Below are 20,702 nucleotides of genomic sequence, written 5' to 3'. Positions count from 1 at the left end.
GGCAAGAGCCGAAGGACGAGGGAAGAGAATGAGGCGCAAGGCGGTGGTGATCGCGGGGCCGACGGCCAGTGGAAAGTCGGCGCTGGCATTGCGCGCCGCGGCTGAATTCGGTGGAACGGTCATCAATGCCGATTCCATGCAGGTCTATGGCGTGCTGCGTGTGCTGACGGCGCGTCCGTCGCCCGAGGACGAGGAAACGGTCCCCCACCGCCTGTACGGCGTGCTGCCGCCTTCCAAAGTCTGCTCGGCCGGGCGCTGGCAGGAAATGGCGCGGGCCGAGGTCGAGGCGGCCTGGGAGGCGGGCAGGGTGCCGGTGATCACCGGCGGCACCGGCCTCTACATCCGCAGCCTCGTCGAGGGCCTGTCGCCTATTCCCGACATTCCCGAAGACATTCGCGCCGAGGCCCGGGCGCTGTTCGAGCGTTCGGGCAACGAGGCCTTCCACCGCCTGCTGGCGCAGCGCGACCCGGTGATGGCGGCCCGCCTGCATCCCGGCAATTCGCAGCGCCTAGTGCGCGCCTGGGAAGTGATCGAGGCGACGGGACGGTCGCTGGCGGAGTGGCAGGAGGAGCCCAATCTGGGCGGGCTGGACGCCGATGTGCTGACCCTGGTGCTGGCGCCCGAGCGCGAGGCGCTTTACGCCGCCTGCGACGGGCGCTTCATGAAGATGGTGGAGCAGGGGGCGCTCGACGAGGTGGCGGCGCTGGCGGCGTTGCGCCTCGATCCTGCCTTGCCCGCCATGAAGGCCCTGGGCGTGCCGGAATTGCTGGCCCATCTGCGCGGGGAGATGAGCCTGGAACAGGCCGCCGCTGCCGCCCAGCTCGCGACCAGACGCTATGCCAAGCGGCAGCTGACGTGGTTCCGGAATCAGATTCCTGACGCAAAAATGGTACAAACGCAATTTTCGGAAAGAATGTGGGGTGATTTCTTTTCCTTTATTCACCGGTTTCTGTTGACCCAGTAACCATGAAAGACTAGCTTGTCGCCTCCGCCCTTGCTGTTGGCGCGGAGGATGACGCGTGTTCGCGAGTATGTTCAAAGAAAGGGTGCAATGATGGCACAGGAGACGTTGACCGGCGCTGAAATGGTCCTCAAGGCTCTGACCGATCAGGGTGTTGAGGTAATTTTCGGGTATCCCGGCGGCGCCGTACTTCCCATCTATGACGAGATCTTCAAGCAGAACAAGATTCGTCACATCCTTGTTCGCCACGAGCAGGCCGCTGTTCATGCCGCGGAAGGTTATGCGCGTTCCACCGGCAAGGTCGGCGTGGTTCTCGTGACGTCGGGCCCTGGTGCGACCAATGCGGTGACCGGCCTGCTGGATGCCATGATGGATTCCATTCCGGTGGTCTGCCTGACCGGTCAGGTGCCGACTCATCTGATCGGCAACGACGCCTTCCAGGAAGCCGATACCACCGGTATCACCCGTCCCTGCACCAAGCATAATTATCTGGTGAAGGATGGGAACGCACTGGCCCGGACCATCCACGAGGCCTTCTATGTCGCCCAGACCGGCCGTCCCGGCCCGGTGGTGATCGACCTGCCCAAGGACATCCTGATGGGCAAGGGCAGCTATGAAGGCCCCAGCAAGGTCCAGCACAAATCCTACCGTCCGCAGATCAAGGGCGACCTCAACCGCATCGAGGAAGCGGTGGAGATGCTGTCCAAGGCGCGTAAGCCGCTGCTCTATTGCGGCGGCGGCGTGATCAATTCCGGCCCGGCGGCCAGCCAGTTGCTGACCCAGTTCGCCAAGATGACCAATTTCCCGGTCACCCTGACGCTGATGGGCCTGGGCGCCTTCCCCGGCAGCGATCCCCAATTCCTGGGCATGGTCGGCATGCACGGCACCTACGAGGCCAACTGGGCCATGCATGACTGCGACGTGATGGTCTGCATCGGCGCCCGCTTCGACGACCGTGTGACCGGCCGCCTGAACGCCTTCGCTCCGAATTCCAAGAAGATCCACATCGATATCGACCCGTCCTCGGTCAACAAGAACGTGCAGGTCGATTGCGCCATCATCGGCGATGTCGGTCATGTGCTCGAGGACATGATCAAGGTGTGGAAGTCGCGCCAGGCCAATGTGGACGCGGCGGCGCTGGATGCCTGGTGGAAGCAGATCGGCGAATGGCGCGCCCGCGATTGCCTGCGCTACCAGCAGGGCGACCAGATCATCAAGCCGCAATACGCCCTGCAGCGCCTGAATGAACTGACCAAGGGCCGCGAGACCTATTTCAGCACCGAAGTCGGCCAGCACCAAATGTGGGCCGCCCAGTTCCTGACCTTCGACAAGCCCAATCGCTGGCTGACCTCGGGCGGCCTGGGCACCATGGGCTACGGCCTGCCCGCCGCCATGGGCGTGCAGGTCGCCCATCCCGACGCCCTGGTCATCGACGTGGCCGGCGAGGCCTCGATCATGATGAACATCCAGGAAATGAGCACCCTGATGCAGTATCGCCTGCCGGTGAAGGTGTTCATCCTGAACAACCGCTACATGGGCATGGTGCGCCAGTGGCAGGAATTGCTGCATGGCGGCCGCTATTCCGAAAGCTATTCGGAATCCCTGCCTGATTTCGTCAAGCTGGCCGAAGCCTTCGGCGCCGTGGGCCTGCGCGCCGACAAGGTCAGCGAGGTGGACGACGTCATCAAGGAGATGATCGAGGTGAACCGCCCGGTGATCGTCGATTGCGCGGTCGACCAGACGGAAAACTGCTTCCCGATGATCCCGTCGGGGGCGGCCCATAACGAAATGCTGCTGGGTCCGGCGGATCAGGTGGCCAAGCCGATCTCCGAAGACGGCATGGTTCTGGTCTAACGGCCGCGACTCAGGGGGACTAAGCTGTGATGATGCAGAAGGAAGAAATCGTTCGCCATACCTTCTCGGTTCTGGTGAACAACGAAGCGGGCGTGCTGGCGCGGGTCATCGGCCTGTTCTCGGGGCGCGGCTACAATATCGACAGCCTGACGGTGGCCGAGGTCGATGTGCATGAGAAGCTCTCGCGCATCACCATCGTCACTTCCGGCACGCCGATGATCATCGAGCAGATCAAGGCGCAGCTGGGCCGTCTGGTGCCGGTGCACAAGGTCCGCGATCTGACGGTGGAAGGGCCGCATGTGTCGCGCGAACTGGCCCTGGTCAAGGTGGTTGGAAGCGGCGAGAAGCGGGTGGAATCCCTGCGCATCGCCGATATCTTCCGTGCCCGCGTGGTCGATTCGACGAATGAATCCTTCGTCTTCGAGATCGTCGGCGCGACCGAAAAGCTCGATGCCTTCATCAATCTGATGGAACCGCTGGGTTTGGCGGATGTGTCGCGGACCGGCGTCGCCGCCATCGCCCGCGGCCCGAAGCCGCTGTAAACCGCCTTTCCCCGCGGCGTCGCGCCTTGCGCGCGGCGCCGCAAAGGGGTAGGAAAAACAGCGACGGATTTAAGCTCAAGGGCCGGTCTCGGCCTCGGTATAAAGAAAAGGCCGCATCGGCCGGGTGAAAGGAAGAGTTCTCTCATGCGCGTCTATTACGATCGGGATGCCGACGTCAATCTGGTCAAGTCCAAGAAGGTCGTCATCGTCGGCTACGGCAGCCAGGGTCACGCCCATGCCCTGAATCTGCGCGATTCGGGTGTGAAGGATGTGGCCGTGGCGCTGCGTCCCGGTTCGCCTTCGGCCAAGAAGGCCGAGGCCGAGGGCCTGAAGGTCATGTCCCCCGCCGAGGCCGCCAAGTGGGGCGACCTGGTGATGATCCTCACCCCCGACGAGCTGCAGGCAGAGCTGTACAACGACCATCTGCGCGACAACATGAAGGAAGGCGCGGCCCTGGTCTTCGCCCACGGCCTGAACGTCCACTTCAAGCTGATCGAGCCCCGTGCCGACCTGGACGTGTTCATGATCGCCCCTAAGGGCCCGGGCCATACCGTGCGCGGTGAATACCTCAAGGGCGGCGGCGTGCCCTGCCTCGTGGCCGTGGCGCAGAACGCCTCGGGCAACGCGCTGGAACTCGCTCTCTCCTACGCCTCGGCCATCGGCGGCGGCCGTTCGGGCGTCATCGAGACCACCTTCCGCGAAGAATGCGAAACCGACCTCTTCGGCGAGCAGGCGGTGCTTTGCGGCGGCCTGACCAAGCTGATCCAGGCCGGCTTCGAAACCCTGGTCGAAGCGGGCTATGCCCCGGAAATGGCCTATTTCGAGTGCCTGCACGAAGTGAAGCTGATCGTCGACCTGATCTATGAAGGCGGCATCGCCAACATGCGCTACTCGATCTCCAACACCGCGGAATACGGCGACTACGTCACCGGCCCGCGCATGGTGACCGACGAGACCAAGGCCGAGATGAAGCGCGTGCTGGAAGACATCCAGTCCGGCCGCTTCGTGCGCGACTGGATGCTTGAGTGCAAGGCCGGCCAGCCCTCCTTCAAGGCGACCCGCCGCCGTCAGGCCGAGCATCCGATCGAGGAAGTGGGCGAGCGTCTGCGCGGCATGATGCCGTGGATCGCCAAGAACAAGCTGGTGGACAAGTCCAAGAACTAATCCACCTTCCGATGAAGGGGGTGCCGCGGCATCCCCTTTTTCGTTGCAGCATGGCCGGGGATGGTTGAGCTACAACCACATCTGCGTCGTGAGAGCCCTTTGCGCTTTGTTCCCGGCCTCGATCCCGCTTCACCGAGGGAAGGTGGCGGGGGTTAAGCGGAAACGGCCGCAAGCTGGAAACTGGTGTTGACAAGCGCCGCCAATCCATCCTCACTATAGAGGTGTTGGGGCAGCGTTTTTTCCTGTTTCTGGCGGTCCCAACCAATGGCAGGCGGAGAATATGGCCGGAGCACGAATGAAGGAGTTGGCGCAACACCATGCCGGATGGCGTGTGGTTCGCGCGCGCGCCTTCGCGCTGGCTCTCAACCTGCTGCCGAACAGTGACCGGGCCCTACGACTTAGGTGCCCCTGAACGTCGCTTTTTTCACCGCCGGTGCTGCCGGGACGGGTGGGAAGGCGTTCAGGGGGGAAGTTCAAGCCTTGAGTCGGAACGTTTTCTAAGGGACCCGTCACATGACTGACAGCATGGATAAAAACCGCGTCATCATCTTCGACACCACCCTGCGCGATGGCGAGCAATCGCCGGGCGCCTCCATGAACTTGGAGGAGAAGCTCAAGATCGCCAAGGTGCTGGAGGATATGGGCGTCGACGTGATCGAAGCCGGCTTCCCCATCGCCTCGAACGGCGATTTCGAGGCCGTCAACGAGATCGCCAAGACCGTCACCAACGCCACCATCGCCGGTCTGGCCCGCGCCACCAAGGCCGATATCGAGCGCTGTGCCGAGGCCATCAAGCCGGCCGCGCGGGGCCGCATCCACACCTTCATCTCCACCTCGCCGCTGCACATGAAGTACAAGCTGCAGATGGAACCGGAGAAGGTGCTGGCGAAGGTCGTCGAGAGCGTCTCCTATGCCCGCAATTTCACCGATGACGTGGAATGGTCGGCCGAAGACGGCTCGCGGACCGAACACGATTTCCTGTGCCGCTGCGTCGAGGCCGCCATCAAGGCCGGTGCGCGCACCATCAACATCCCTGATACCGTGGGCTATGCCGTTCCCGACGAATATGCCGCGCTGATCCGCATGCTGTTCAACCGGGTGCCCAATATCGACCAGGCCATCATCTCGGTCCATTGCCACAACGACCTGGGCTTGGCCGTGGCCAATTCGCTGGCCGCCGTGCAGGCCGGTGCCCGCCAGGTGGAATGCACCATCAACGGCCTGGGCGAACGCGCCGGCAACGCCGCCATGGAAGAGATCGTGATGGCGCTGCGCACCCGCGCCGATCACATCCCCTATACCACCGGCATCAAGACCGAGCACATCACCAAGGCCTCGCGCTTGGTGTCCACCGTGACCGGCTTCGTGGTGCAGCCCAACAAGGCCATCGTCGGCGCCAATGCCTTCGCCCATGAATCGGGGATCCACCAGGACGGCATGCTGAAGAACGCCCAGACCTACGAGATCATGACCCCCGAATCGGTGGGCCTGACCCGCTCGACCCTGGTCATGGGCAAGCATTCCGGCCGTGCCGCCTTCAAGTCGAAGCTGAAGGAACTGGGCTACGAACTGGGCGAGAACGCCATCGAAGACGCTTTTGTGCGCTTCAAGGATCTCGCTGACCGCAAAAAAGACGTATTCGACGAAGATATCGTGGCTTTGGTCGATGACGAGGTGCTGCGCAGCAACGACCGCATCCGTTTCGTTTCGCTGGAAGTGGTCTGCGGCTCCAAGCATCGCCCGCCGCGTGCGACGCTGGAACTGGAAGTCGATGGCGAGACGAAGCAATGCGAGTCCACCGGCGACGGCCCCGTCGATGCGACGTTTAACTGTATTAAAGAACTCGTGCCGCATAATGCCCGCCTGCAGCTCTATCAGGTCCATGCCGTGACCCAGGGCACCGATGCGCAAGCCGAGGTGACGGTGCGACTGGAAGAAGACGGCAAAACCGTCAATGGCCAGGGCGCCGATACCGATACTCTTGTCGCTTCTGCCCGTGCCTATGTGACGGCTCTGAACAAGTTGTTGGTGAAACGCGAGAAAACCGCTCCACAGGCGCTCTCAGCCTGATATAACGGCTGCGACGCAACATTGACCTTGGTGGACAATGCCGGAGGAAAAGCTCCGGCATTGTTGCAACCATACGAACGTAGGTGAGGACGAATGTTTTCCAGAGTGACGGGTTGGATGTCGGCGGACATGGCGATCGACCTCGGGACCGCGAACACCTTGGTCTATGTAAAAGGCCGCGGCATCGTCCTCAACGAGCCTTCGGTGGTCGCCATCGCCGAGGAAAAGGGCAAGAAGAAGGTCCTGGCCGTTGGTGACGAAGCCAAGATGATGCTGGGCCGCACGCCGGGTTACATCCAGGCCATCCGCCCCTTACGCGACGGGGTCATCGCCGACTTCGAAGTCGCCGAAGAGATGATCAAGCACTTCATCCGCAAGGTGCATAACCGCCGCAGCTTCGCCAGCCCGCTGGTCATCGTCTGCGTGCCGTCGGGATCGACCGCCGTCGAGCGCCGCGCCATCCAGGAATCGGCCGAAAGCGCCGGTGCCCGCCGGGTCTTCCTGATCGAAGAGCCGATGGCCGCCGCCATCGGTGCCGGTCTGCCGGTGACCGAGCCCACGGGCTCGATGGTCGTCGATATCGGTGGCGGCACCACGGAAGTGGCCGTCCTCTCGCTGGGGGGGATCGTCTATTCCCGTTCGGTGAGGGTCGGCGGCGACAAGATGGACGAAGCCATCATCGCCTATATCCGCCGCAACCATAACCTTCTGGTGGGTGAGGGCTCGGCCGAGCGCATCAAGAAGGAAATCGGTTCCGCCTGCCCGCCCGAGGATGGCGAGGGCCGGATCATGGAAATAAAGGGCCGCGACCTGATGAACGGCGTGCCCAAGGAACTGGTGATCAGCGAACGCCAGATCGCGGAAAGCCTGGCCGAGCCGGTCGGAGCCATCATCGAGGCGGTCAAGGTGGCGCTGGAACATACCGCCCCGGAACTGGCCGCCGACATCGTGGACAAGGGCATCGTGCTCACCGGCGGCGGCGCCCTGCTGGCCAATCTGGACTTCGTGCTGCGTCATGCCACCGGCCTGCCGGTCTCGATCGCGGATGATCCTTTGTCTTGTGTCGCCTTGGGTACCGGGCGTGCCCTGGAAGAAATGCCTAAACTCAAGAATGTACTTTCGACCATGTACTGAGCCCCCGCACGGGACCCTAAGTACTGATCCTGTCGCAAGGATCATGGCGGCGGCGCCAAGGTGGCGCCGCCCGTGATGGAGGACTGGCTTGAAGCAGCACTCCGGCTCTCCCGTCGGGCGGCTGGCCCATTTGCGCCTTCTGGTGCAGCGCTTCGCCTTTCTCGCCCTGGTCGGCGCGGCTTTTGGGCTGATGCTGTTGGGTAAGGCGGATATGGTCTTGGTCGAACGTATGCGCATGTCGGTGGCCGATGCCCTGGCTCCGGTTCTGGACGTCATGGCACGGCCGGCGGCAGGTATCGCCGATATCGTCGAGAATGTGCATGAACTGGCGAATCTGCGGGCGGAGAATGCGCGCCTGCGGGAAGAGAACGCCAAGCTCCTGCACTGGCAGACCGTGGCCCGGCGGCTGGATGCGGAAAACCGCATCCTGGCTGAGAAGCTCAACTACCTGCCGGACCCCGAAGCCGCCTATATCACCGCCCGCGTGGTGGCCGATACCGGCGGCACCTTCGTTCACTCCATGCTGATCAATGCCGGTGCGCGCAACGGCGTGCGCAAGGGGCAGGCGGTGATGTCGGGCGAGGTGCTGGTGGGCCGCATCGCCAGTGTCGGCCAGACCTCGGCGCGCGTCCTGCTGCTGACCGACCTCAATGCCCGCGTTCCCGTGGTCATCGAATCCTCGCGGGTCAAGGCTATCCTGTCCGGCGACAACAGCGACCGTCCACGCCTGAGCTATCTGTCGGGCGACCCGCTGGCCGGGCCGCCGTCGGTGGCGCCGGGCGAGAGAATCGTCACCTCGGGCCATGGCGGCGCCTTTCCGCCGGGCATCCCGGTGGGCGTGGTCGCCTCGGTGACGGACGGCGTGGCGCGCGTGCAGCCCTTCATTCATCGCCACGAGCTTGAATTCGTCACCGTCGTCGATTACGGCCTGGGCGCGGTGCTGCCGGGCTCGAACGGCGCCGAGGATACCCGGCGCGGCGGGAGTACCTCCTAGTGAAGCCCGGCCTGCTCCACCGCATGGACCTCTGGGCCCGGCATCTGTTGCCGGTGGGGCTGACGCTGTTCCTGCTTCTGATGACGCTGGTGCCCAGCCGGGTGCCGGGGATGTCGGGCCTGATGCCCGCCCTGGTGCTGATGGCGGTCTTCTACTGGGCCATCTACCGCCCCGATCTGCTGCCCGCTCATGGCGCTTTCCTGATAGGATTGCTCCAGGATGTGGTGGACGGCACGCCCATCGGCGTTACCGCCCTGGTGCTGCTGCTGGTGCATGGCGTGGCGGCGTCGCAGCGCCGCTTCTTCCTGGGTAATACCTTCATCGTCGCCTGGTGGGGCTTCGCCTTGGTGGCGGCGGTGGCGAGCCTGCTGACCTGGGGCCTGGTCGGCGTGCTGCATGGCTGGGGGCAGCCGAGGGCGGTGCTGTTCCAGTATTTGATGACCTTGGCCACCTATCCGGTGGTGAGTTGGATTCTGGCGCGCCTGCACGTGACGTTCTTGCGCGACGCTTGACGGATGCCGTGGACCCGAGAGGCCGATGAACCGCGATAACGACCGCGCAAAGCTGTTCAGCCGCCGTGCCGCCATGCTGGCGGGCGGAAAGCTGGCGCTCCTCTCGACCCTGGTCGGCCGCATGTATTACCTGCAGGTGGTCGAAGCCGAGCGCTATCATATGATGGCTGAGGACAACCGCATCTCGCTGCGCCTGCTGCCGCCGCCGCGCGGCCGCATCGTCGACCGCAACGATGTCGCCATGGCCGTCAACCACCAGAACTACCGGGTGCTGGTGGTGGCTGAGCAGACCAGCAATCTCGACGCGACGCTGGATGCCTTGTCCAAGATCGTGCCCATTTCCGAAAGCGAACGGGCCCGTATCTTCCGTGATGTACGCCGCCGCCGGCGTTTTGTTCCCGTCACCGTGCGCGAAAATCTGAGCTGGGAGGATGTGGCCCGCATCGAGGTCAACGCCCCCGACCTGCCGGGCGTGCAGATCGACGTGGGCCTGTCGCGTTTCTACCCCCTGCACGAACTGGGCGCGCATATCCTCGGCTATGTCGCCGCCGTCTCGGAGCAGGACCTGACGGGGGACCCGCTGCTGGAACTGCCGGGCTTCCGCATCGGCAAAGCCGGGGTGGAGCGCATCTACGACCTGCCCCTGCGCGGCAAGGGCGGCACCAGCCAGGTCGAAGTCAATGCCGTCGGCCGCGTCATCCGCGAACTGGCCCGCGACGAAGGGCAGCCGGGCAGCGAGTTGCGGCTGACCCTGGACCTCGACCTGCAGGCCTATGCCGCCCAGCGCCTGGGCGAGGAAAGCGCCTCGGTCGTGGTGATGGACATCCATAACGGCGACATCCTGGTGATGGCCTCGACGCCCAGCTTCGACCCCAACGCCTTCAATCGCGGCCTGACCACCCAGGAATGGAAGGCGCTGATCTCCAATCCCAAGGCGCCGCTGACCAATAAATCCATCACCGGACAATACGCCCCCGGCTCGACCTATAAGATGATCGTCACCATGGCGGCCATGGAGGCGGGCGTCATCACCCCGGAACAGACGATCTACTGCCCCGGCCATATGTCGCTGGGCAATGCCCGCTTCCATTGCTGGAAGCATGGCGGCCATGGCGCCATGAACATGAAGGACGCGCTGAAGCATTCCTGCGACGTGTGGTTCTATGAAGTGGGGCGGCGCCTGGGGCCCGACCGCATCGCCGAAATGGCTAAGCGCTTCGGGCTGGGCGAGCATACCGGCATCGACCTGCCGACCGAGCGGCCCGGCGTCATCCCCACCCGCGCGTGGAAGAGGGGGGCGCTGGGGCAGGCCTGGTATCCGGGCGAGACGCTGGTCAATTCCATCGGCCAGGGCTTCGTGCTGACCACGCCCTTGCAGCTTTGCGTCATGACGGCGCGTATCGCCAATGGCGGCCATGCCGTCGTGCCTCATGTCGCCCGCGACATGCTGGTGGATGGGCAATTGGTGCCGCGCCCGGCCAAGGAGGCGCCGCCCATCGGGGTATCGCGTCAGGCCCTGCTGCAGGCGCAACGCGGCATGAATGCCGTGACCAACGAAGCGGGCGGCACGGCCTATCGCGCGCGTATCGGCATCGAGGGCATGGAAATGGCCGGCAAGACCGGTACGGCCCAGGTGCGCCGGATCACCATGCGCGAGCGCGAGGGCGGGGTGAGGCGCAACGAGGACCTGCCCTGGAACCAGCGCGACCACGCCTTGTTCGTGGGCTACGCCCCTGTCTCGGCGCCGCGCTGGGCCATCGCCGTGGTGGTCGAGCATGGCGGCGGCGGTTCGGCGGTGGCGGCTCCGATCGCCCGGGACATCATGCTGGAATTGCAGCGCCGCGAGCGGATGCGCAACCAGCCCATCGCCGCTGTCCCCGAGCAGCAGGCCGATGCCTCTTCGCTCCGGCACGACCATGTCCATGACGGCCAGTGCTGCGGCGGCAGCGCGCCGGAGGAAAGCGCATGAACAACTTCAGCCCCCAGCGCGTGCGCTTCAATCCGCATCGCATGACCCTGCGCGAGAAGTTCTGGCAGATGAACTGGATGCTGATCGGTCTGATCACGATCTGCGCCAGCGTCGGCTTCATCATGCTCTATTCCGCCGCCAATGGCAGCATCGACCCGTGGGCCCAACGCCAGATGGTGCGCTTCGGCATCGGTTTTGCCATGATGGTGACCGTGGCGCTGGTCGATATCCGAATATGGATGCGCTACGCCTACAGTTTCTACATCGTCGCCATGGTGCTGCTGGTGGCGGTGGAAGTGGTGGGCTCGGTGGGCATGGGGGCACAGCGCTGGATCGACCTGGGCATCGTCCAGCTTCAGCCGTCCGAGGTGATGAAGATCTCCCTGATCCTGGCTCTGGCGCGGTATTTCCACGGCGCCACGATCCAGGAGGTGGGACGGCCGCTTTTCCTGCTGCCGCCTCTCGTCATGGTCTTCGCGCCGGCCGTACTGGTGCTCAAGCAGCCCGATTTGGGGACGGCCCTGATGCTGATCGCCGGTGGCGGCGCCATCTTCTTCCTGGCCGGGGTCAGGATGTGGAAGTTCGGCCTCGTCCTGGCGGCGGCAATCGGCAGCGTGCCCATCGCCTGGCAGTTCCTGCGCCAGTACCAGAAGAACCGCGTGCTGATCTTCCTCAACCCCGAGGCCGATCCCCTCGGCACGGGCTATCACATCACCCAGTCAAAGATCGCGCTGGGGTCCGGCGGGCTGTTCGGCAAGGGCTTCCTGCAGGGTACGCAAAGCCATCTCAACTTCCTGCCCGAGAAGCAGACCGACTTCATCTTCACCATGCTGGCCGAAGAGACCGGCATGGTGGGCGGCTTGTTCCTGCTGGGGATCTATGTGCTGATCCTGGCTTACGGCTACGCCATCGCCTTGCGCTCGCGCAGCCAGTTCGGCCGCCTGGTGGCTTTGGGCGTGACCGTGACCTTCTTCCTCTACGTGTTCATCAATATCGCCATGGTCATGGGCCTCATTCCGGTGGTCGGCGTGCCGCTGCCGCTGATCTCCTATGGCGGGACGGCCATGCTGACGCTGATGATCGGTTTCGGCCTGATGATGAGCGTCTACATCCACCGCGACGTGGTGATCGGCCGCCGTGGATCGAGCGAGGAAGGATGATGATAAAATTATGACCTTCGTCATTTTTTGCCCTTGACCGCCCTGCCTGGGCTTGGTACATACCCAGCCCTCGACGGGGCGCAACGCCAGACGGCGGAACGGCCCGGAGAGACAAAGCTTCATCGCTTTGGGCGTATAGCTCAGTTGGTAGAGCAGCTGACTCTTAATCAGCGGGTCCAAGGTTCGAGTCCTTGTGCGCCCACCAAGTTACAAAACCCCGGAAGCCTAGTGTTTCCGGGGTTTTTGTTGTCTGCCATTAAGCGCGAGGTGGTCCTGCCTGCGCTGCGGTTTGCAGCTTTTTCTCCTGGCGGTTTGCAAACCTGTTCATTTTGAGTTCCCGTCCACCTTGTTCCGGCGGGCTTCATCAAGCCGGGAAATGGCGATGCGGGCCTTGCGTTTCTTGGCGGTGTATTTTCTCACCATCTGCACTGTTTCATGGCCTGTGATGGCGGCAATGGTGTCCCAATCGCAGCCCAGTTCGTGCAGGATCGTGGCCGAGGTATAGCGTAGCCCATGCGTCGTCACGCCGCCGGCTTCCAGGCCCGTCGTCAGGCCTTCAACGGCTTGGTAGGCATTGATCATCACATGCCGGAAGTGGTCGACCTTGAAGCCTCGGCCGGTTTCCGTGGTCAGCAGCATTCGGCTCATGGCCAGCGGAATAGCCTTGCCCAACTTTTCAAGCGCGGCGATCCGTTCGGCCTGGGCGACATCCCAGGCCTCAAGAGCCGCGCTCAGATCCGCTGATTTTGGCACCCAAACTCTGGCGCCAGTTTTTTCTTGGGCAATGGCAATCGTGCCATCCGAACCAATATGGCTGCGCTCCATGCTAATGATATCTTCGCCGCGCTGCCCCGTGGACAGGCCGATCTCGAACGCAGTTCGCTCGACAGTGCCCAGCTTCCAATGGGCGCGGAAGAGGGCAATCTCTCCTTCTTCCCAGGGGCGATGCCCGTCCCCAGTCTTCAATTTTTTTGGCCGCGCGGCTGGGTTATAGGCTAGTCCGTAAACTTTGGGCCGATCCACGGCAAAGGTCAGCAGCAGGCGCAGTACGGAAACAACGTAATTGGCAGTGCGGGGGGTCTCCTGGAAGGCATCGCGCAAATTAAGCACCGCCTCACGATCAATGCCGGAGACGCGGTTCCGGCCCCATTCTTCTTTGATGATGTCGAGATAGCGGGAGTAATCCGTGCGTGTCTTTGGGGAGAGGCCTTTGAAATCTTGCGAGCGCTTGTAATGCTCGATTAGAGCGGCCACGGTGCCGGGAGCGGCCCCTACGGCTGGTTTTTCGGCTGCCTGAGCGTTCAATTCGGTGAGGCGGGTGATGAATTCTGCGCAGGCCGGGTCGTCCGGGAGCCTGATGCCTGTCGCCCGGTGGTAATAGTAAATCCTGATGGTGCCATCGGCTTGGCGCTTTCGGACCTTGTTCACGCCTCTGAGCTTGATCGTGATCAACCTTCTCTCCTAGTTCGTCACGCCCGCCGCGCCGCCTGGCGCACGAGTTCCGCAAAGCCGCCAGGGAAGGCGGCGTGGAATGTTCCCTTCTTCAGGCCCAGGGCTTTGCGTAATTCGCCTGCGCTGGTTACCGCGCCACTGGAAACAAGGAGAAGCGCACGCTGCTTTACTTCGTTGGTGACGACAGCCGGTCGGCCAATGATGCGGCCTTGCTTTCGTGCGGCGTCCAGGCCCGCCTTGGTTCTTTCGATGATGAGGGCTCGCTCGAATTCAGCGAGGACGCCGCAGATCCCGAACACCATGCGTCCCAAGGCCGTGGCGGTGTCAAAGCCCTCTGTTAGGCTGCGGAGTTGGATGCCGCGATCTGCGAAACCCTCGGCCATCTTGACCAGCTCGCTCAGGCTCCGGCTCAGCCGATCCAATTTCCAGACGATGACCACGTCGCCGTCCCGCAATCCATCCAGCATCGCCTGGAGACCGGGCCTACAGATGGTAGCGCCGCTCATCACATCCGAATAGATGCGCTCGGCCTTTGCTGCCTCTAGGGCATCTGTCTGAAGGTCGATGTTTTGTTCGTCGGTAGAGACTCGGGCGTATCCGATCAGCATGGGCACTTATGGGCTTGGTGGCTCGGCAGGCTAGCTTTCTTCGGCCTGGAAACTGGAGGGCTCGTTGCGGTGGATGCGGATGATCTGATCCTGGTCGCGTCCGCCGATCATCTCGCCATCCAATGCGGCGCGGTCCTGGGGGCGCAGGTTGCGCCACTTCTGGATGTCATAGTCACCCTTGAGAATGCCGCGCGGGGAACCCTTTTCGCTGTGCCCCACGCTGTACCCGTTCTCGGCAAGCCAACGCTCCGCCGCCCACATGGCGCCGAATGGTGTGCCGTCGTAGGGGAAAATCTTCTCGAACATGTCAGCGCTCCTCAGTCTGCAAAGGGGACATCAGTATGATTTGCCGCCGGCAGCAGCGCGGGCCGCTGGCTTGTGGTCGGCGCGCTGGGCGTTGAAAGCCATCTTCTCTTCGACGGCGCCGCCGAGGTCCAAGCCGAGGGCGCCGGCCAGATCGGCGATGCGGATCAGCGCGTCGGCCAACTCGACCTCGATCATGGGCCGGTGCGGAAGCTTGTCGTCCATCAGGCCCTTGCGGTGGCCTTCCATGGCCTCGCTGATTTCGGAGTGGATCAGGCACAGCTTGGCGGGGACAACGTGTCGGTCGCCGTGAATGTCGGTATTCGCCCACCATCCGGCGGCGGTGCTGGCGCCGTGCGCCGCGCTCACCACGGCGTTGATTTTCGATTTCAGTTCCATGGTCATTCTCCGGTCTGCAAAGGGGAGGACTGGTGGTAGGCGTCCCACTCGGCATCCCATTCCTTTCGGCACGCTGCCAGATCGGCCTCGTACTCGGCGTCGGTTTGGTAGGCGATGGCCCTGGCGGTATGTCCGTCAATCATTCGCAGCTTCATGGCGTAGGGGAGGAGGTTGACGCCGTCTTGGTCATAGTCGGCGGCAATGACCCACCCAAATTTCTCCATCCGCTCCTTCAAGGAAATCGGCTCAGACATTCTTGTCCTCCTCGGCCTGCGAAGGGGAGGGCAACGCGGCCCTATCCAAGCGCTCGATCTCGGCCACGATCAGAGCGGCGGCGCGGATCAGATCGCGGCGCTTGTTCTTGGGTTTCCACCAAGTCAGCGGCCACGGCCACAGCATGTCGTACCAACGCGGCGCACGGGGGCCGTCGAAGGTGGCTTCGAGCGCGTAGGTGCAGGCCGCCGCAACAAGCTGTCCAGCGTCGTACTTATCGTCATGCTGTAGAGTCCACCCCTCAACATCGATCTGGCGGCGGCGCTCGGCGGCGATTTCGTCAATAACGGTCATTGCTGTTCTCCGGTCTGCAAAGGGGACGGCAAAATCTCTTTGCCGTTGGCGTCGAAAAAGCACGGTTCCATGAAGTCGCCGTCGTCGCAGATGTTGCAAAGAGATGTCCTCACGGTGGTAGCCTCTGGCGGATCGAGGGGATTTCTGCCCCACTCCCCTTCCTGTCCGCAGCCCAGGCAGATGGCTTTCAGCGTCTCGGTCATTCGTCTTCCTCCGTCCGCAAGCCGGATGGCATCAGAAATCATCGTCGCTGAGGTCGATGTCGTCGGGTTCGTCCGCGTCGAACGCCACCCGCGCCTTCGCTGCGTAGAGGCGGAACAGAGTTTCTTCAAAGCTATTGAGGCTACCCGCGAAGAGCGTCTTCTCAATGTCCCTCCCTTCGACGTGAAGGGACGCAATGCCTCCGTCTTCTCGGACCAACAGGGAGAACGCGCAGCTGTACCGATCCTTGCTGGGTTTCGCGTCCATGTAGATCCAGCGCCAACCACGGGAGGGCTCGCCGATGATCATGGTGGGGCGCTGCCACTTCTCGCAGCCGTTATAGTCGCGCGCCCATTCGGCCAGATCCTGGTAAAGCTTGGTGATTGTGATTTCGCCTGGGATGGCTGCGGTCAGCAGCTTCTCCATATCCTGCTCAAGCTGCTCTTTGCCGGCGGCGAGGAGCGAGGCATTCACCTTTCGCCGGACGATCTCCAGGACGGTGTGGTTGTAGCCAGCAAGCCCCAGCTCGTCGAAATCGACGGAAAGTGAATCCTCAATAGCGCTCTTCAGCGACTTGCCGAAGTCGCCATAGGAGCGGAGAGCGTCACCAACAATGTCATCAATGGTCTTGCTGATCTTGGCTTCGATGATCTCGTTGAGCTTGCCGCTGGCAATCATGCCGCCGACGGCGGCGGCAACGGCCTGTTCGAATTCCTTCATGGTCTTAGTCCTTGTTGGGAGATTGGAAAGGGGAGGCCAGCAGGTCAGCAACATTGCCGCGCCGGTAGTCGCGCCACGGGTCGTCTGCGTAGCGACCATTCACGCGACGTCGCACCTCGTAGTCGCCGGGCGTCTTCAACCCTGACTCTTCTGCCTCTTGCAGCAACTCAACGAAGCGGCGTTGCCACTCCGCCGGCATGTGTTGCAGGGCTAAACGCGGAATGACCAGATACGGGCTGTAGGACAAACCGAACCAGTCGTGGACCGGCGTATCGCTCTTGGTTGGGTCGGGCATCATTGTTCTCCGGTCTGCAAAGGGGACATCATGCCGCCCCCGCGCGACGCCGGGTCCGAGGTCTGACGGCCCAGCTTTCGTTCGCGGGTGATGGCGCGGTGATGCCGTTGATGCGGTCAATTGCTTCGTCCAGCAGCTTGCGGTCGTACTTTCCGTCATGGTCGGGCTTGGGGAATTCTCCGGCCTCGACCTTGCCGTCGAACGTGTTGGGCGATACTCCGCAATAGAAGGAGGCCCACTCCCGCGTCAGGCGCCGCGGCAGCGCATTGCTGGGCCAGTTGTTCGGGGGCTTGGGCATGTTGCCTCCTATTCCTTCTGTGTGAGAGCCGGGCCTTCCGGCCAGAGCATCCCGAAGCTGTACGTCGCATGGGCGCGGGCGAAGGGCAGAAGGGCGTCCAGCAACTCCTGGACCTGCTGCCGCAGCGGGGCAATTTCCGCCTCGATCTGCTCCTGGGCGAGGATGTGGTAGCTGTGGCGCAATTCTTCTTCGTTCATGCCGCCACCTCGCGGGGCTTCGTCAGGTCCTCCAGATCGATCTGGCCAAGATCGTGGCGCGGCTTGCTGAGTAAGGCCTCAACCGCATCCTTGTTGCCGAATCTGAGGGTGGGCAGCACGTAGCCGGGCGGAGCCATGGCGATGAAGTAATTCTTCAGCTCGGCCAGCGTCATGCCGGTGAGTTCGCCATCGATGCCGGCTGCGCGTATGAGCCTGATCAGTTTGTCCTTGCGGATGCCGTCTAGATCATCGGGGCGCAGGCCGAGGCCCAGGCGGGCTTCGTTTCCTACCATATCCATGCTGGCGGCGATGGCGGTAGCGACCGGGCGATCGCCAAGTTCTGGATTGTAGCCGTTGAAGCTGCCGATGCGGGCCGCGACGAGGGCCGAGAACAAGGTCATCACCTCGCCATCCTCCATCTCGGCCAGGATCTGCCAAGCGCGCACCTCGTCAAGGCCGCCCTTGCTGTACTCGGCGCGGACGCCGTGGTGGTCGATTCCGAAGCGCTTGGCCGCTTTCTTGAAGGGTTGCAGGGCTTCTTCGATCTTGCGTCGCACCGAAGCGGCCAAGACCAGGTCATCGCTTTCATGGGGCTCGGCAGAAAGGTGGACGGCGGAATCACCGCCGATCAATGCGAGGCAGGTAAGCCGCATGGCGGTCAGGGGCATTGTCGAGACCACCTGCTGCAGGGCCTCTGTCTTCCTCCGCCGGGCATGGCACATGTGGGTTTTCGTGAAAGGTTCTTGTTCTCGCGGGGCTTTAGGGGCTGGTGTGCCGGTGCTGCCTGCGCTACGCCGGTGTTCCTTGCGCAGCACAAGGGCTGTATGGATCTTCACCTTGCCGCTATATTCCACTTCGATGACGGCGCCGCATTCAGGATCGGCCGCAGCCTTGTCGTATTTCCATTCGTAGAAGGGATGCCCCTTGGGCACCACTTCTACCCAAGCGAAAGTTTTGGCCAATTCGACGCGCTTGGCCTCAATGGCGGCTGTTTGAAGTTTGTTGAACTGGGCGGTATCTGCGAAATATCTCCGTTCGGAATTGTCTTCATCCTCGACGTACTCGCCTTGGTACTGGGATAGATCGAAGAAGGCGATATCGGTGGGGATCGCTTGGGCGACCAGGGCGGCCTTAAGCTGGGTGGTGGTGGTGAAGCGGCCAGCCTTCATTTCCTTGAGGGTGCCGGCCTGCATATGCGCGGGGCAATAGGCGGCCAGCATATTTCCCGCCTCGACGCTAATCTCTCCCTGGCGCAGGGCTTCCTGGACGGAGGGATGCAGATCATTGATCAGGCGCAGGCGTTTTTGGACGGTGCGGGTGACCATGCCCACGGTCTTGGCGATCTCGGCCGGACTAGCGCCTTCCCTGGCTAGAGCGGCGAAGGCCTCGGCCTCTTCCATGGGCGTCATGTCTTTGCGCGCCACGTTTTCGGTCAGGGCCAGCTCGAGAAGCTTGCGGTCATCGCAAGGATCGATGACGCGGATCGGCATCGGCCAGTCCGGAGGCTGCGTGCCGCTCTCGATGACCTTCCCGGCAGCGCGCCAGCGACGCTCGCCCGCGATGATTTCGTAATGGCTGGCGATTTGCCTGTGCGGCCTGACCAGCAGGGGCAACAGGACGCCTTCGACGGCGATGGATTCAGCTAATTCGGTCAGCGCCTGATCATCGAAGCGCTTGCGCGGATTGAGGGGGCTGGCGTGAATTTGGTTGTGGGGGGCGGTGCTTTCTTGCGTTGTCGCGGGGGAGGTGGAAAGAGCGCGGCTTATGGTGCTTTCGTTGACGCCGTATTCTTCGGCCAATTGTGCGTGTGTCAGGTTATCGTCGGTGGCCTTACGGGCGCGGATCTCGGCGATCTGGGCGGGGGAAAGCTTTGGGCGCGGTGCCATGATGCTCAGGCCTCCTGCGAATGGCGTTCGTGGGCGTAGCTGGGGATGTCTCCGGCAAGCCCCGCGATCTGACGGGCGATCTGGTCAGCCTGGCGCCCTGCGATGTCGCGCAGGAGGGGCATGGAGCCGTTGGCCTGGACCAACTGGATGTTGTCCAGGCAGGCGCTGGCGGCATCGGCGTCGCCGCGGGCCAGGGCCATGCGGGCGGAACGGAGGTTGCGCGAGAGCATGCGGGCGGTGAGGAGGTTCTGCATGGTCATGCCTCCTCGACAGTGGCGTTGACGACTTCGGTTTCGGTGTCGATTTCCAGCCCTTCATCAAGTTCGTCGTCATCCAGCATTCCTCGGGCGATCTCCTCGGCCTCTGCGGCGGAGGATGCCTCTACGGTCACGGAATACTCGACGGTTTGGGTGTGATCGACGGTCAGGGTGACGACGAAGCGGCACTCGCCCTCGGCATCAGGCTTGCCCTTGCCCCAGAGGGGATCGACTGTCTCGCGGATCATCCGGCCAGCGGCGCCATAGGGCATGTCCATCATGGCTTGTAAGTCGAGGCCTGCGGTGTGCGTGTTGGTCGCCATCACGCGGCCTCCATTGCGGCGTTGCCGCATTGGTCGCTGATGATGTGCGGAGTTGCGATGGCCTTGGCTTGCGCCCCGAGCTTGCGGATCAAGGCCTGCGACCAGCCCTTGCGGCGCAGATCTGCCTCGGTGCATTCGCCGCCGGTGCGGCGGGTGATGGCGATAATGTCCAGCGCCATCGCCTGAGCGGACAGGCGCAGGACCATGTTTTCCGCCTCTTGGGCAGAGACGGTGACGCGGTGCTGTGTCAGGTCGGGGCCGACATTGCGATGGCCGATGGCGCGGAAAAAGCTGGCCGGGGCGGCGATGGACACCAAGCCCGGATAGGGCAGGGTGATGGTGATATAGGCCCGGGCGGGCGATTTCAGGTGAATGGTGGTGGGCATGGCCGGTCACTCTCCCTTGGCCTCGGCTATGGCCGCTTCGGTTATCGCCAGAATGTCAGTGATGTCGCCAATCCGGGGATCTGCACCGGTCTCGGCGAAACAAGCGGCGCGACTACGGATCTCTTCCAGCGCCGCCAGCAGCATCGGCGCGGCGGTGCCTCGGTTCAGCAGGTGCGCCACCACTTTGGCTTGGCCTTCCGCCGCTTCATGCATCCGGCAGACGGGGAAATCGAGGCTGATGCACTTGCCCCCATCGGAAGCAATGGTCCTGTTGGCCGCCTTGCGCACCACCTGACCCTCGGCGTAATAGCGCCCATCCATGGGCGTATGTTTCTGCTTTTCCATCTTCCCCTCCGTCTTTCCCCCGGCCCCTGACGCTATCGCATCAGGGCCGGGGGAAGTGTGGTGGCGCCGGTATTGGCGCTGATCAGCGGGTGGCTGATGGGGTAA

Annotated in this window: 26 protein-coding genes and 1 tRNA gene; 11 read left to right on the top strand and 16 right to left on the bottom strand. The window is 63.0% G+C overall.

Annotated features, from left to right (window positions below; all coding sequences use genetic code 11):
* Positions 1 to 28 precede the first annotated feature (28 nt).
* From miaA to EPD66_RS04430, 11 genes are all read left to right on the top strand, one after another.
* Entirely contained in the window at positions 29 to 964 is a 936-nt protein-coding gene (miaA, locus tag EPD66_RS04480; RefSeq protein WP_142847278.1) for a tRNA (adenosine(37)-N6)-dimethylallyltransferase MiaA, read from the top strand.
* Positions 965 to 1,051: 87 nt separating this feature from the next.
* Positions 1,052 to 2,815 carry an acetolactate synthase 3 large subunit gene (locus EPD66_RS04475; protein ID WP_370511860.1) on the top strand — a complete coding sequence of 588 codons (1,764 nt, stop codon included), beginning with the start codon at positions 1,052 to 1,054 and terminating at the stop codon, positions 2,813 to 2,815.
* A gap of 32 nt (positions 2,816 to 2,847) precedes the next feature.
* Positions 2,848 to 3,357 (top strand): acetolactate synthase small subunit, encoded by a 510-nt coding sequence (gene ilvN, locus EPD66_RS04470; RefSeq protein WP_185961257.1) that lies wholly within the window; start codon positions 2,848 to 2,850, stop codon positions 3,355 to 3,357.
* 144 nt (positions 3,358 to 3,501) lie between these two features.
* A complete protein-coding gene (ilvC, locus tag EPD66_RS04465) occupies positions 3,502 to 4,521 on the top strand; it encodes a ketol-acid reductoisomerase (protein WP_142847276.1) in 1,020 nt (339 codons plus the stop codon).
* 525 nt (positions 4,522 to 5,046) lie between these two features.
* Complete coding sequence (locus tag EPD66_RS04460; RefSeq protein ID WP_142847363.1) at positions 5,047 to 6,591, top strand: 2-isopropylmalate synthase; 1,545 nt, start codon at positions 5,047 to 5,049, stop codon at positions 6,589 to 6,591.
* A 93-nt stretch (positions 6,592 to 6,684) separates the two neighbouring features.
* On the top strand, positions 6,685 to 7,725 hold the full coding sequence (locus EPD66_RS04455; protein WP_142847275.1) for a rod shape-determining protein: 1,041 nt from the start codon (positions 6,685 to 6,687) through the stop codon (positions 7,723 to 7,725).
* A gap of 88 nt (positions 7,726 to 7,813) precedes the next feature.
* Positions 7,814 to 8,719 (top strand): rod shape-determining protein MreC, encoded by a 906-nt coding sequence (gene mreC / locus EPD66_RS04450; RefSeq protein ID WP_142847274.1) that lies wholly within the window; start codon positions 7,814 to 7,816, stop codon positions 8,717 to 8,719.
* Positions 8,719 to 9,231 carry a rod shape-determining protein MreD gene (gene mreD / locus EPD66_RS04445; RefSeq protein WP_142847273.1) on the top strand — a complete coding sequence of 171 codons (513 nt, stop codon included), beginning with the start codon at positions 8,719 to 8,721 and terminating at the stop codon, positions 9,229 to 9,231. The genes mreC and mreD overlap by 1 nt, the downstream gene beginning before the upstream one ends.
* Positions 9,232 to 9,256: 25 nt before the next feature.
* Positions 9,257 to 11,200 (top strand): penicillin-binding protein 2, encoded by a 1,944-nt coding sequence (mrdA, locus tag EPD66_RS04440; protein ID WP_142847272.1) that lies wholly within the window; start codon positions 9,257 to 9,259, stop codon positions 11,198 to 11,200.
* Positions 11,197 to 12,360 (top strand): rod shape-determining protein RodA, encoded by a 1,164-nt coding sequence (gene rodA / locus EPD66_RS04435; protein ID WP_142847271.1) that lies wholly within the window; start codon positions 11,197 to 11,199, stop codon positions 12,358 to 12,360. The genes mrdA and rodA overlap by 4 nt, the downstream gene beginning before the upstream one ends.
* Positions 12,361 to 12,489: 129 nt before the next feature.
* Positions 12,490 to 12,565 (top strand) — tRNA-Lys (locus EPD66_RS04430).
* Positions 12,566 to 12,684: 119 nt separating this feature from the next.
* On the opposite strand, the gene EPD66_RS04425 is transcribed toward EPD66_RS04430, so the two are convergent.
* From EPD66_RS04425 to EPD66_RS04350, 16 genes are read right to left on the bottom strand one after another with little or no spacing between them, the layout of a single operon-like run.
* Positions 12,685 to 13,812: a tyrosine-type recombinase/integrase gene (locus EPD66_RS04425; RefSeq protein ID WP_142847270.1), complete on the bottom strand. Its 1,128-nt coding sequence runs from the start codon at positions 13,810 to 13,812 to the stop codon at positions 12,685 to 12,687.
* Positions 13,813 to 13,829: 17 nt separating this feature from the next.
* The gene (locus tag EPD66_RS04420; RefSeq protein ID WP_142847269.1) at positions 13,830 to 14,420 is read right to left on the bottom strand and encodes a recombinase family protein; all 591 of its coding nucleotides are present in this window, start codon (positions 14,418 to 14,420) and stop codon (positions 13,830 to 13,832) included.
* A gap of 30 nt (positions 14,421 to 14,450) precedes the next feature.
* Positions 14,451 to 14,726 (bottom strand): hypothetical protein, encoded by a 276-nt coding sequence (locus EPD66_RS04415; protein WP_185961250.1) that lies wholly within the window; start codon positions 14,724 to 14,726, stop codon positions 14,451 to 14,453.
* Between the two features lie 30 nt (positions 14,727 to 14,756).
* Positions 14,757 to 15,122, bottom strand: a complete 366-nt coding sequence (locus EPD66_RS04410) for a hypothetical protein (protein WP_142847061.1) — start codon at positions 15,120 to 15,122, stop codon at positions 14,757 to 14,759.
* Positions 15,123 to 15,124: 2 nt separating this feature from the next.
* Positions 15,125 to 15,376, bottom strand: a complete 252-nt coding sequence (locus tag EPD66_RS04405) for a hypothetical protein (protein ID WP_142847268.1) — start codon at positions 15,374 to 15,376, stop codon at positions 15,125 to 15,127.
* Positions 15,369 to 15,689: a hypothetical protein gene (locus EPD66_RS04400; RefSeq protein ID WP_142847267.1), complete on the bottom strand. Its 321-nt coding sequence runs from the start codon at positions 15,687 to 15,689 to the stop codon at positions 15,369 to 15,371. The genes EPD66_RS04405 and EPD66_RS04400 overlap by 8 nt, the downstream gene beginning before the upstream one ends.
* Positions 15,686 to 15,892, bottom strand: a complete 207-nt coding sequence (locus EPD66_RS04395; RefSeq protein WP_142847266.1) for a hypothetical protein — start codon at positions 15,890 to 15,892, stop codon at positions 15,686 to 15,688. Before EPD66_RS04395 ends, EPD66_RS04400 begins: the two co-directional genes overlap by 4 nt.
* 31 nt (positions 15,893 to 15,923) lie before the next feature.
* The gene (locus tag EPD66_RS04390; RefSeq protein WP_142847265.1) at positions 15,924 to 16,610 is read right to left on the bottom strand and encodes a hypothetical protein; all 687 of its coding nucleotides are present in this window, start codon (positions 16,608 to 16,610) and stop codon (positions 15,924 to 15,926) included.
* Positions 16,611 to 16,614: 4 nt separating this feature from the next.
* Entirely contained in the window at positions 16,615 to 16,908 is a 294-nt protein-coding gene (locus EPD66_RS04385) for a hypothetical protein (RefSeq protein WP_142847264.1), read from the bottom strand.
* A gap of 25 nt (positions 16,909 to 16,933) precedes the next feature.
* Entirely contained in the window at positions 16,934 to 17,203 is a 270-nt protein-coding gene (locus tag EPD66_RS04380; protein WP_142847263.1) for a hypothetical protein, read from the bottom strand.
* 8 nt (positions 17,204 to 17,211) lie between these two features.
* The gene (locus EPD66_RS04375; protein WP_142847262.1) at positions 17,212 to 17,400 is read right to left on the bottom strand and encodes a hypothetical protein; all 189 of its coding nucleotides are present in this window, start codon (positions 17,398 to 17,400) and stop codon (positions 17,212 to 17,214) included.
* Entirely contained in the window at positions 17,397 to 19,286 is a 1,890-nt protein-coding gene (locus EPD66_RS04370; RefSeq protein ID WP_142847261.1) for a ParB/RepB/Spo0J family partition protein, read from the bottom strand. Before EPD66_RS04370 ends, EPD66_RS04375 begins: the two co-directional genes overlap by 4 nt.
* 5 nt (positions 19,287 to 19,291) lie before the next feature.
* On the bottom strand, positions 19,292 to 19,540 hold the full coding sequence (locus tag EPD66_RS04365; RefSeq protein WP_142847260.1) for a hypothetical protein: 249 nt from the start codon (positions 19,538 to 19,540) through the stop codon (positions 19,292 to 19,294).
* A 2-nt stretch (positions 19,541 to 19,542) separates the two neighbouring features.
* A complete protein-coding gene (locus EPD66_RS04360) occupies positions 19,543 to 19,866 on the bottom strand; it encodes a hypothetical protein (RefSeq protein ID WP_142847259.1) in 324 nt (107 codons plus the stop codon).
* Positions 19,866 to 20,252: a hypothetical protein gene (locus EPD66_RS04355; protein ID WP_142847258.1), complete on the bottom strand. Its 387-nt coding sequence runs from the start codon at positions 20,250 to 20,252 to the stop codon at positions 19,866 to 19,868. The genes EPD66_RS04360 and EPD66_RS04355 overlap by 1 nt, the downstream gene beginning before the upstream one ends.
* Positions 20,253 to 20,258: 6 nt before the next feature.
* Entirely contained in the window at positions 20,259 to 20,597 is a 339-nt protein-coding gene (locus EPD66_RS04350; RefSeq protein WP_142847257.1) for a hypothetical protein, read from the bottom strand.
* Between the last annotated feature and the right edge of the window lie 105 nt (positions 20,598 to 20,702).

This window comes from Telmatospirillum sp. J64-1 (genome assembly GCF_006980715.1).
Taxonomy (GTDB): Bacteria; Pseudomonadota; Alphaproteobacteria; order Rhodospirillales; family Magnetospirillaceae; genus Oleiliquidispirillum; species Oleiliquidispirillum nitrogeniifigens.
This window is presented reverse-complemented; position numbering and strand designations above follow the sequence as displayed.

What these genes read in the sequence shown, in the direction of transcription:
- miaA (WP_142847278.1), top strand. Translation starts at nt 29, where the DNA reads ATGAGGCGCAAGGCGGTGGTGATCGCGGGGCCGACGGCCAGTGGAAAG.
- EPD66_RS04475 (WP_370511860.1), top strand. Translation starts at nt 1,052, where the DNA reads ATGATGGCACAGGAGACGTTGACCGGCGCTGAAATGGTCCTCAAGGCT.
- ilvN (WP_185961257.1), top strand. Translation starts at nt 2,848, where the DNA reads ATGCAGAAGGAAGAAATCGTTCGCCATACCTTCTCGGTTCTGGTGAAC.
- ilvC (WP_142847276.1), top strand. Translation starts at nt 3,502, where the DNA reads ATGCGCGTCTATTACGATCGGGATGCCGACGTCAATCTGGTCAAGTCC.
- EPD66_RS04460 (WP_142847363.1), top strand. Translation starts at nt 5,047, where the DNA reads ATGGATAAAAACCGCGTCATCATCTTCGACACCACCCTGCGCGATGGC.
- EPD66_RS04455 (WP_142847275.1), top strand. Translation starts at nt 6,685, where the DNA reads ATGTTTTCCAGAGTGACGGGTTGGATGTCGGCGGACATGGCGATCGAC.
- mrdA (WP_142847272.1), top strand. Translation starts at nt 9,257, where the DNA reads ATGAACCGCGATAACGACCGCGCAAAGCTGTTCAGCCGCCGTGCCGCC.
- rodA (WP_142847271.1), top strand. Translation starts at nt 11,197, where the DNA reads ATGAACAACTTCAGCCCCCAGCGCGTGCGCTTCAATCCGCATCGCATG.
- EPD66_RS04420 (WP_142847269.1), bottom strand. Translation starts at nt 14,420, where the DNA reads ATGCTGATCGGATACGCCCGAGTCTCTACCGACGAACAAAACATCGAC.
- EPD66_RS04415 (WP_185961250.1), bottom strand. Translation starts at nt 14,726, where the DNA reads ATGTTCGAGAAGATTTTCCCCTACGACGGCACACCATTCGGCGCCATG.
- EPD66_RS04410 (WP_142847061.1), bottom strand. Translation starts at nt 15,122, where the DNA reads ATGGAACTGAAATCGAAAATCAACGCCGTGGTGAGCGCGGCGCACGGC.
- EPD66_RS04405 (WP_142847268.1), bottom strand. Translation starts at nt 15,376, where the DNA reads ATGTCTGAGCCGATTTCCTTGAAGGAGCGGATGGAGAAATTTGGGTGG.
- EPD66_RS04400 (WP_142847267.1), bottom strand. Translation starts at nt 15,689, where the DNA reads ATGACCGTTATTGACGAAATCGCCGCCGAGCGCCGCCGCCAGATCGAT.
- EPD66_RS04395 (WP_142847266.1), bottom strand. Translation starts at nt 15,892, where the DNA reads ATGACCGAGACGCTGAAAGCCATCTGCCTGGGCTGCGGACAGGAAGGG.
- EPD66_RS04390 (WP_142847265.1), bottom strand. Translation starts at nt 16,610, where the DNA reads ATGAAGGAATTCGAACAGGCCGTTGCCGCCGCCGTCGGCGGCATGATT.
- EPD66_RS04385 (WP_142847264.1), bottom strand. Translation starts at nt 16,908, where the DNA reads ATGATGCCCGACCCAACCAAGAGCGATACGCCGGTCCACGACTGGTTC.
- EPD66_RS04380 (WP_142847263.1), bottom strand. Translation starts at nt 17,203, where the DNA reads ATGCCCAAGCCCCCGAACAACTGGCCCAGCAATGCGCTGCCGCGGCGC.
- EPD66_RS04375 (WP_142847262.1), bottom strand. Translation starts at nt 17,400, where the DNA reads ATGAACGAAGAAGAATTGCGCCACAGCTACCACATCCTCGCCCAGGAG.
- EPD66_RS04370 (WP_142847261.1), bottom strand. Translation starts at nt 19,286, where the DNA reads ATGGCACCGCGCCCAAAGCTTTCCCCCGCCCAGATCGCCGAGATCCGC.
- EPD66_RS04365 (WP_142847260.1), bottom strand. Translation starts at nt 19,540, where the DNA reads ATGCAGAACCTCCTCACCGCCCGCATGCTCTCGCGCAACCTCCGTTCC.
- EPD66_RS04360 (WP_142847259.1), bottom strand. Translation starts at nt 19,866, where the DNA reads ATGGCGACCAACACGCACACCGCAGGCCTCGACTTACAAGCCATGATG.
- EPD66_RS04355 (WP_142847258.1), bottom strand. Translation starts at nt 20,252, where the DNA reads ATGCCCACCACCATTCACCTGAAATCGCCCGCCCGGGCCTATATCACC.
- EPD66_RS04350 (WP_142847257.1), bottom strand. Translation starts at nt 20,597, where the DNA reads ATGGAAAAGCAGAAACATACGCCCATGGATGGGCGCTATTACGCCGAG.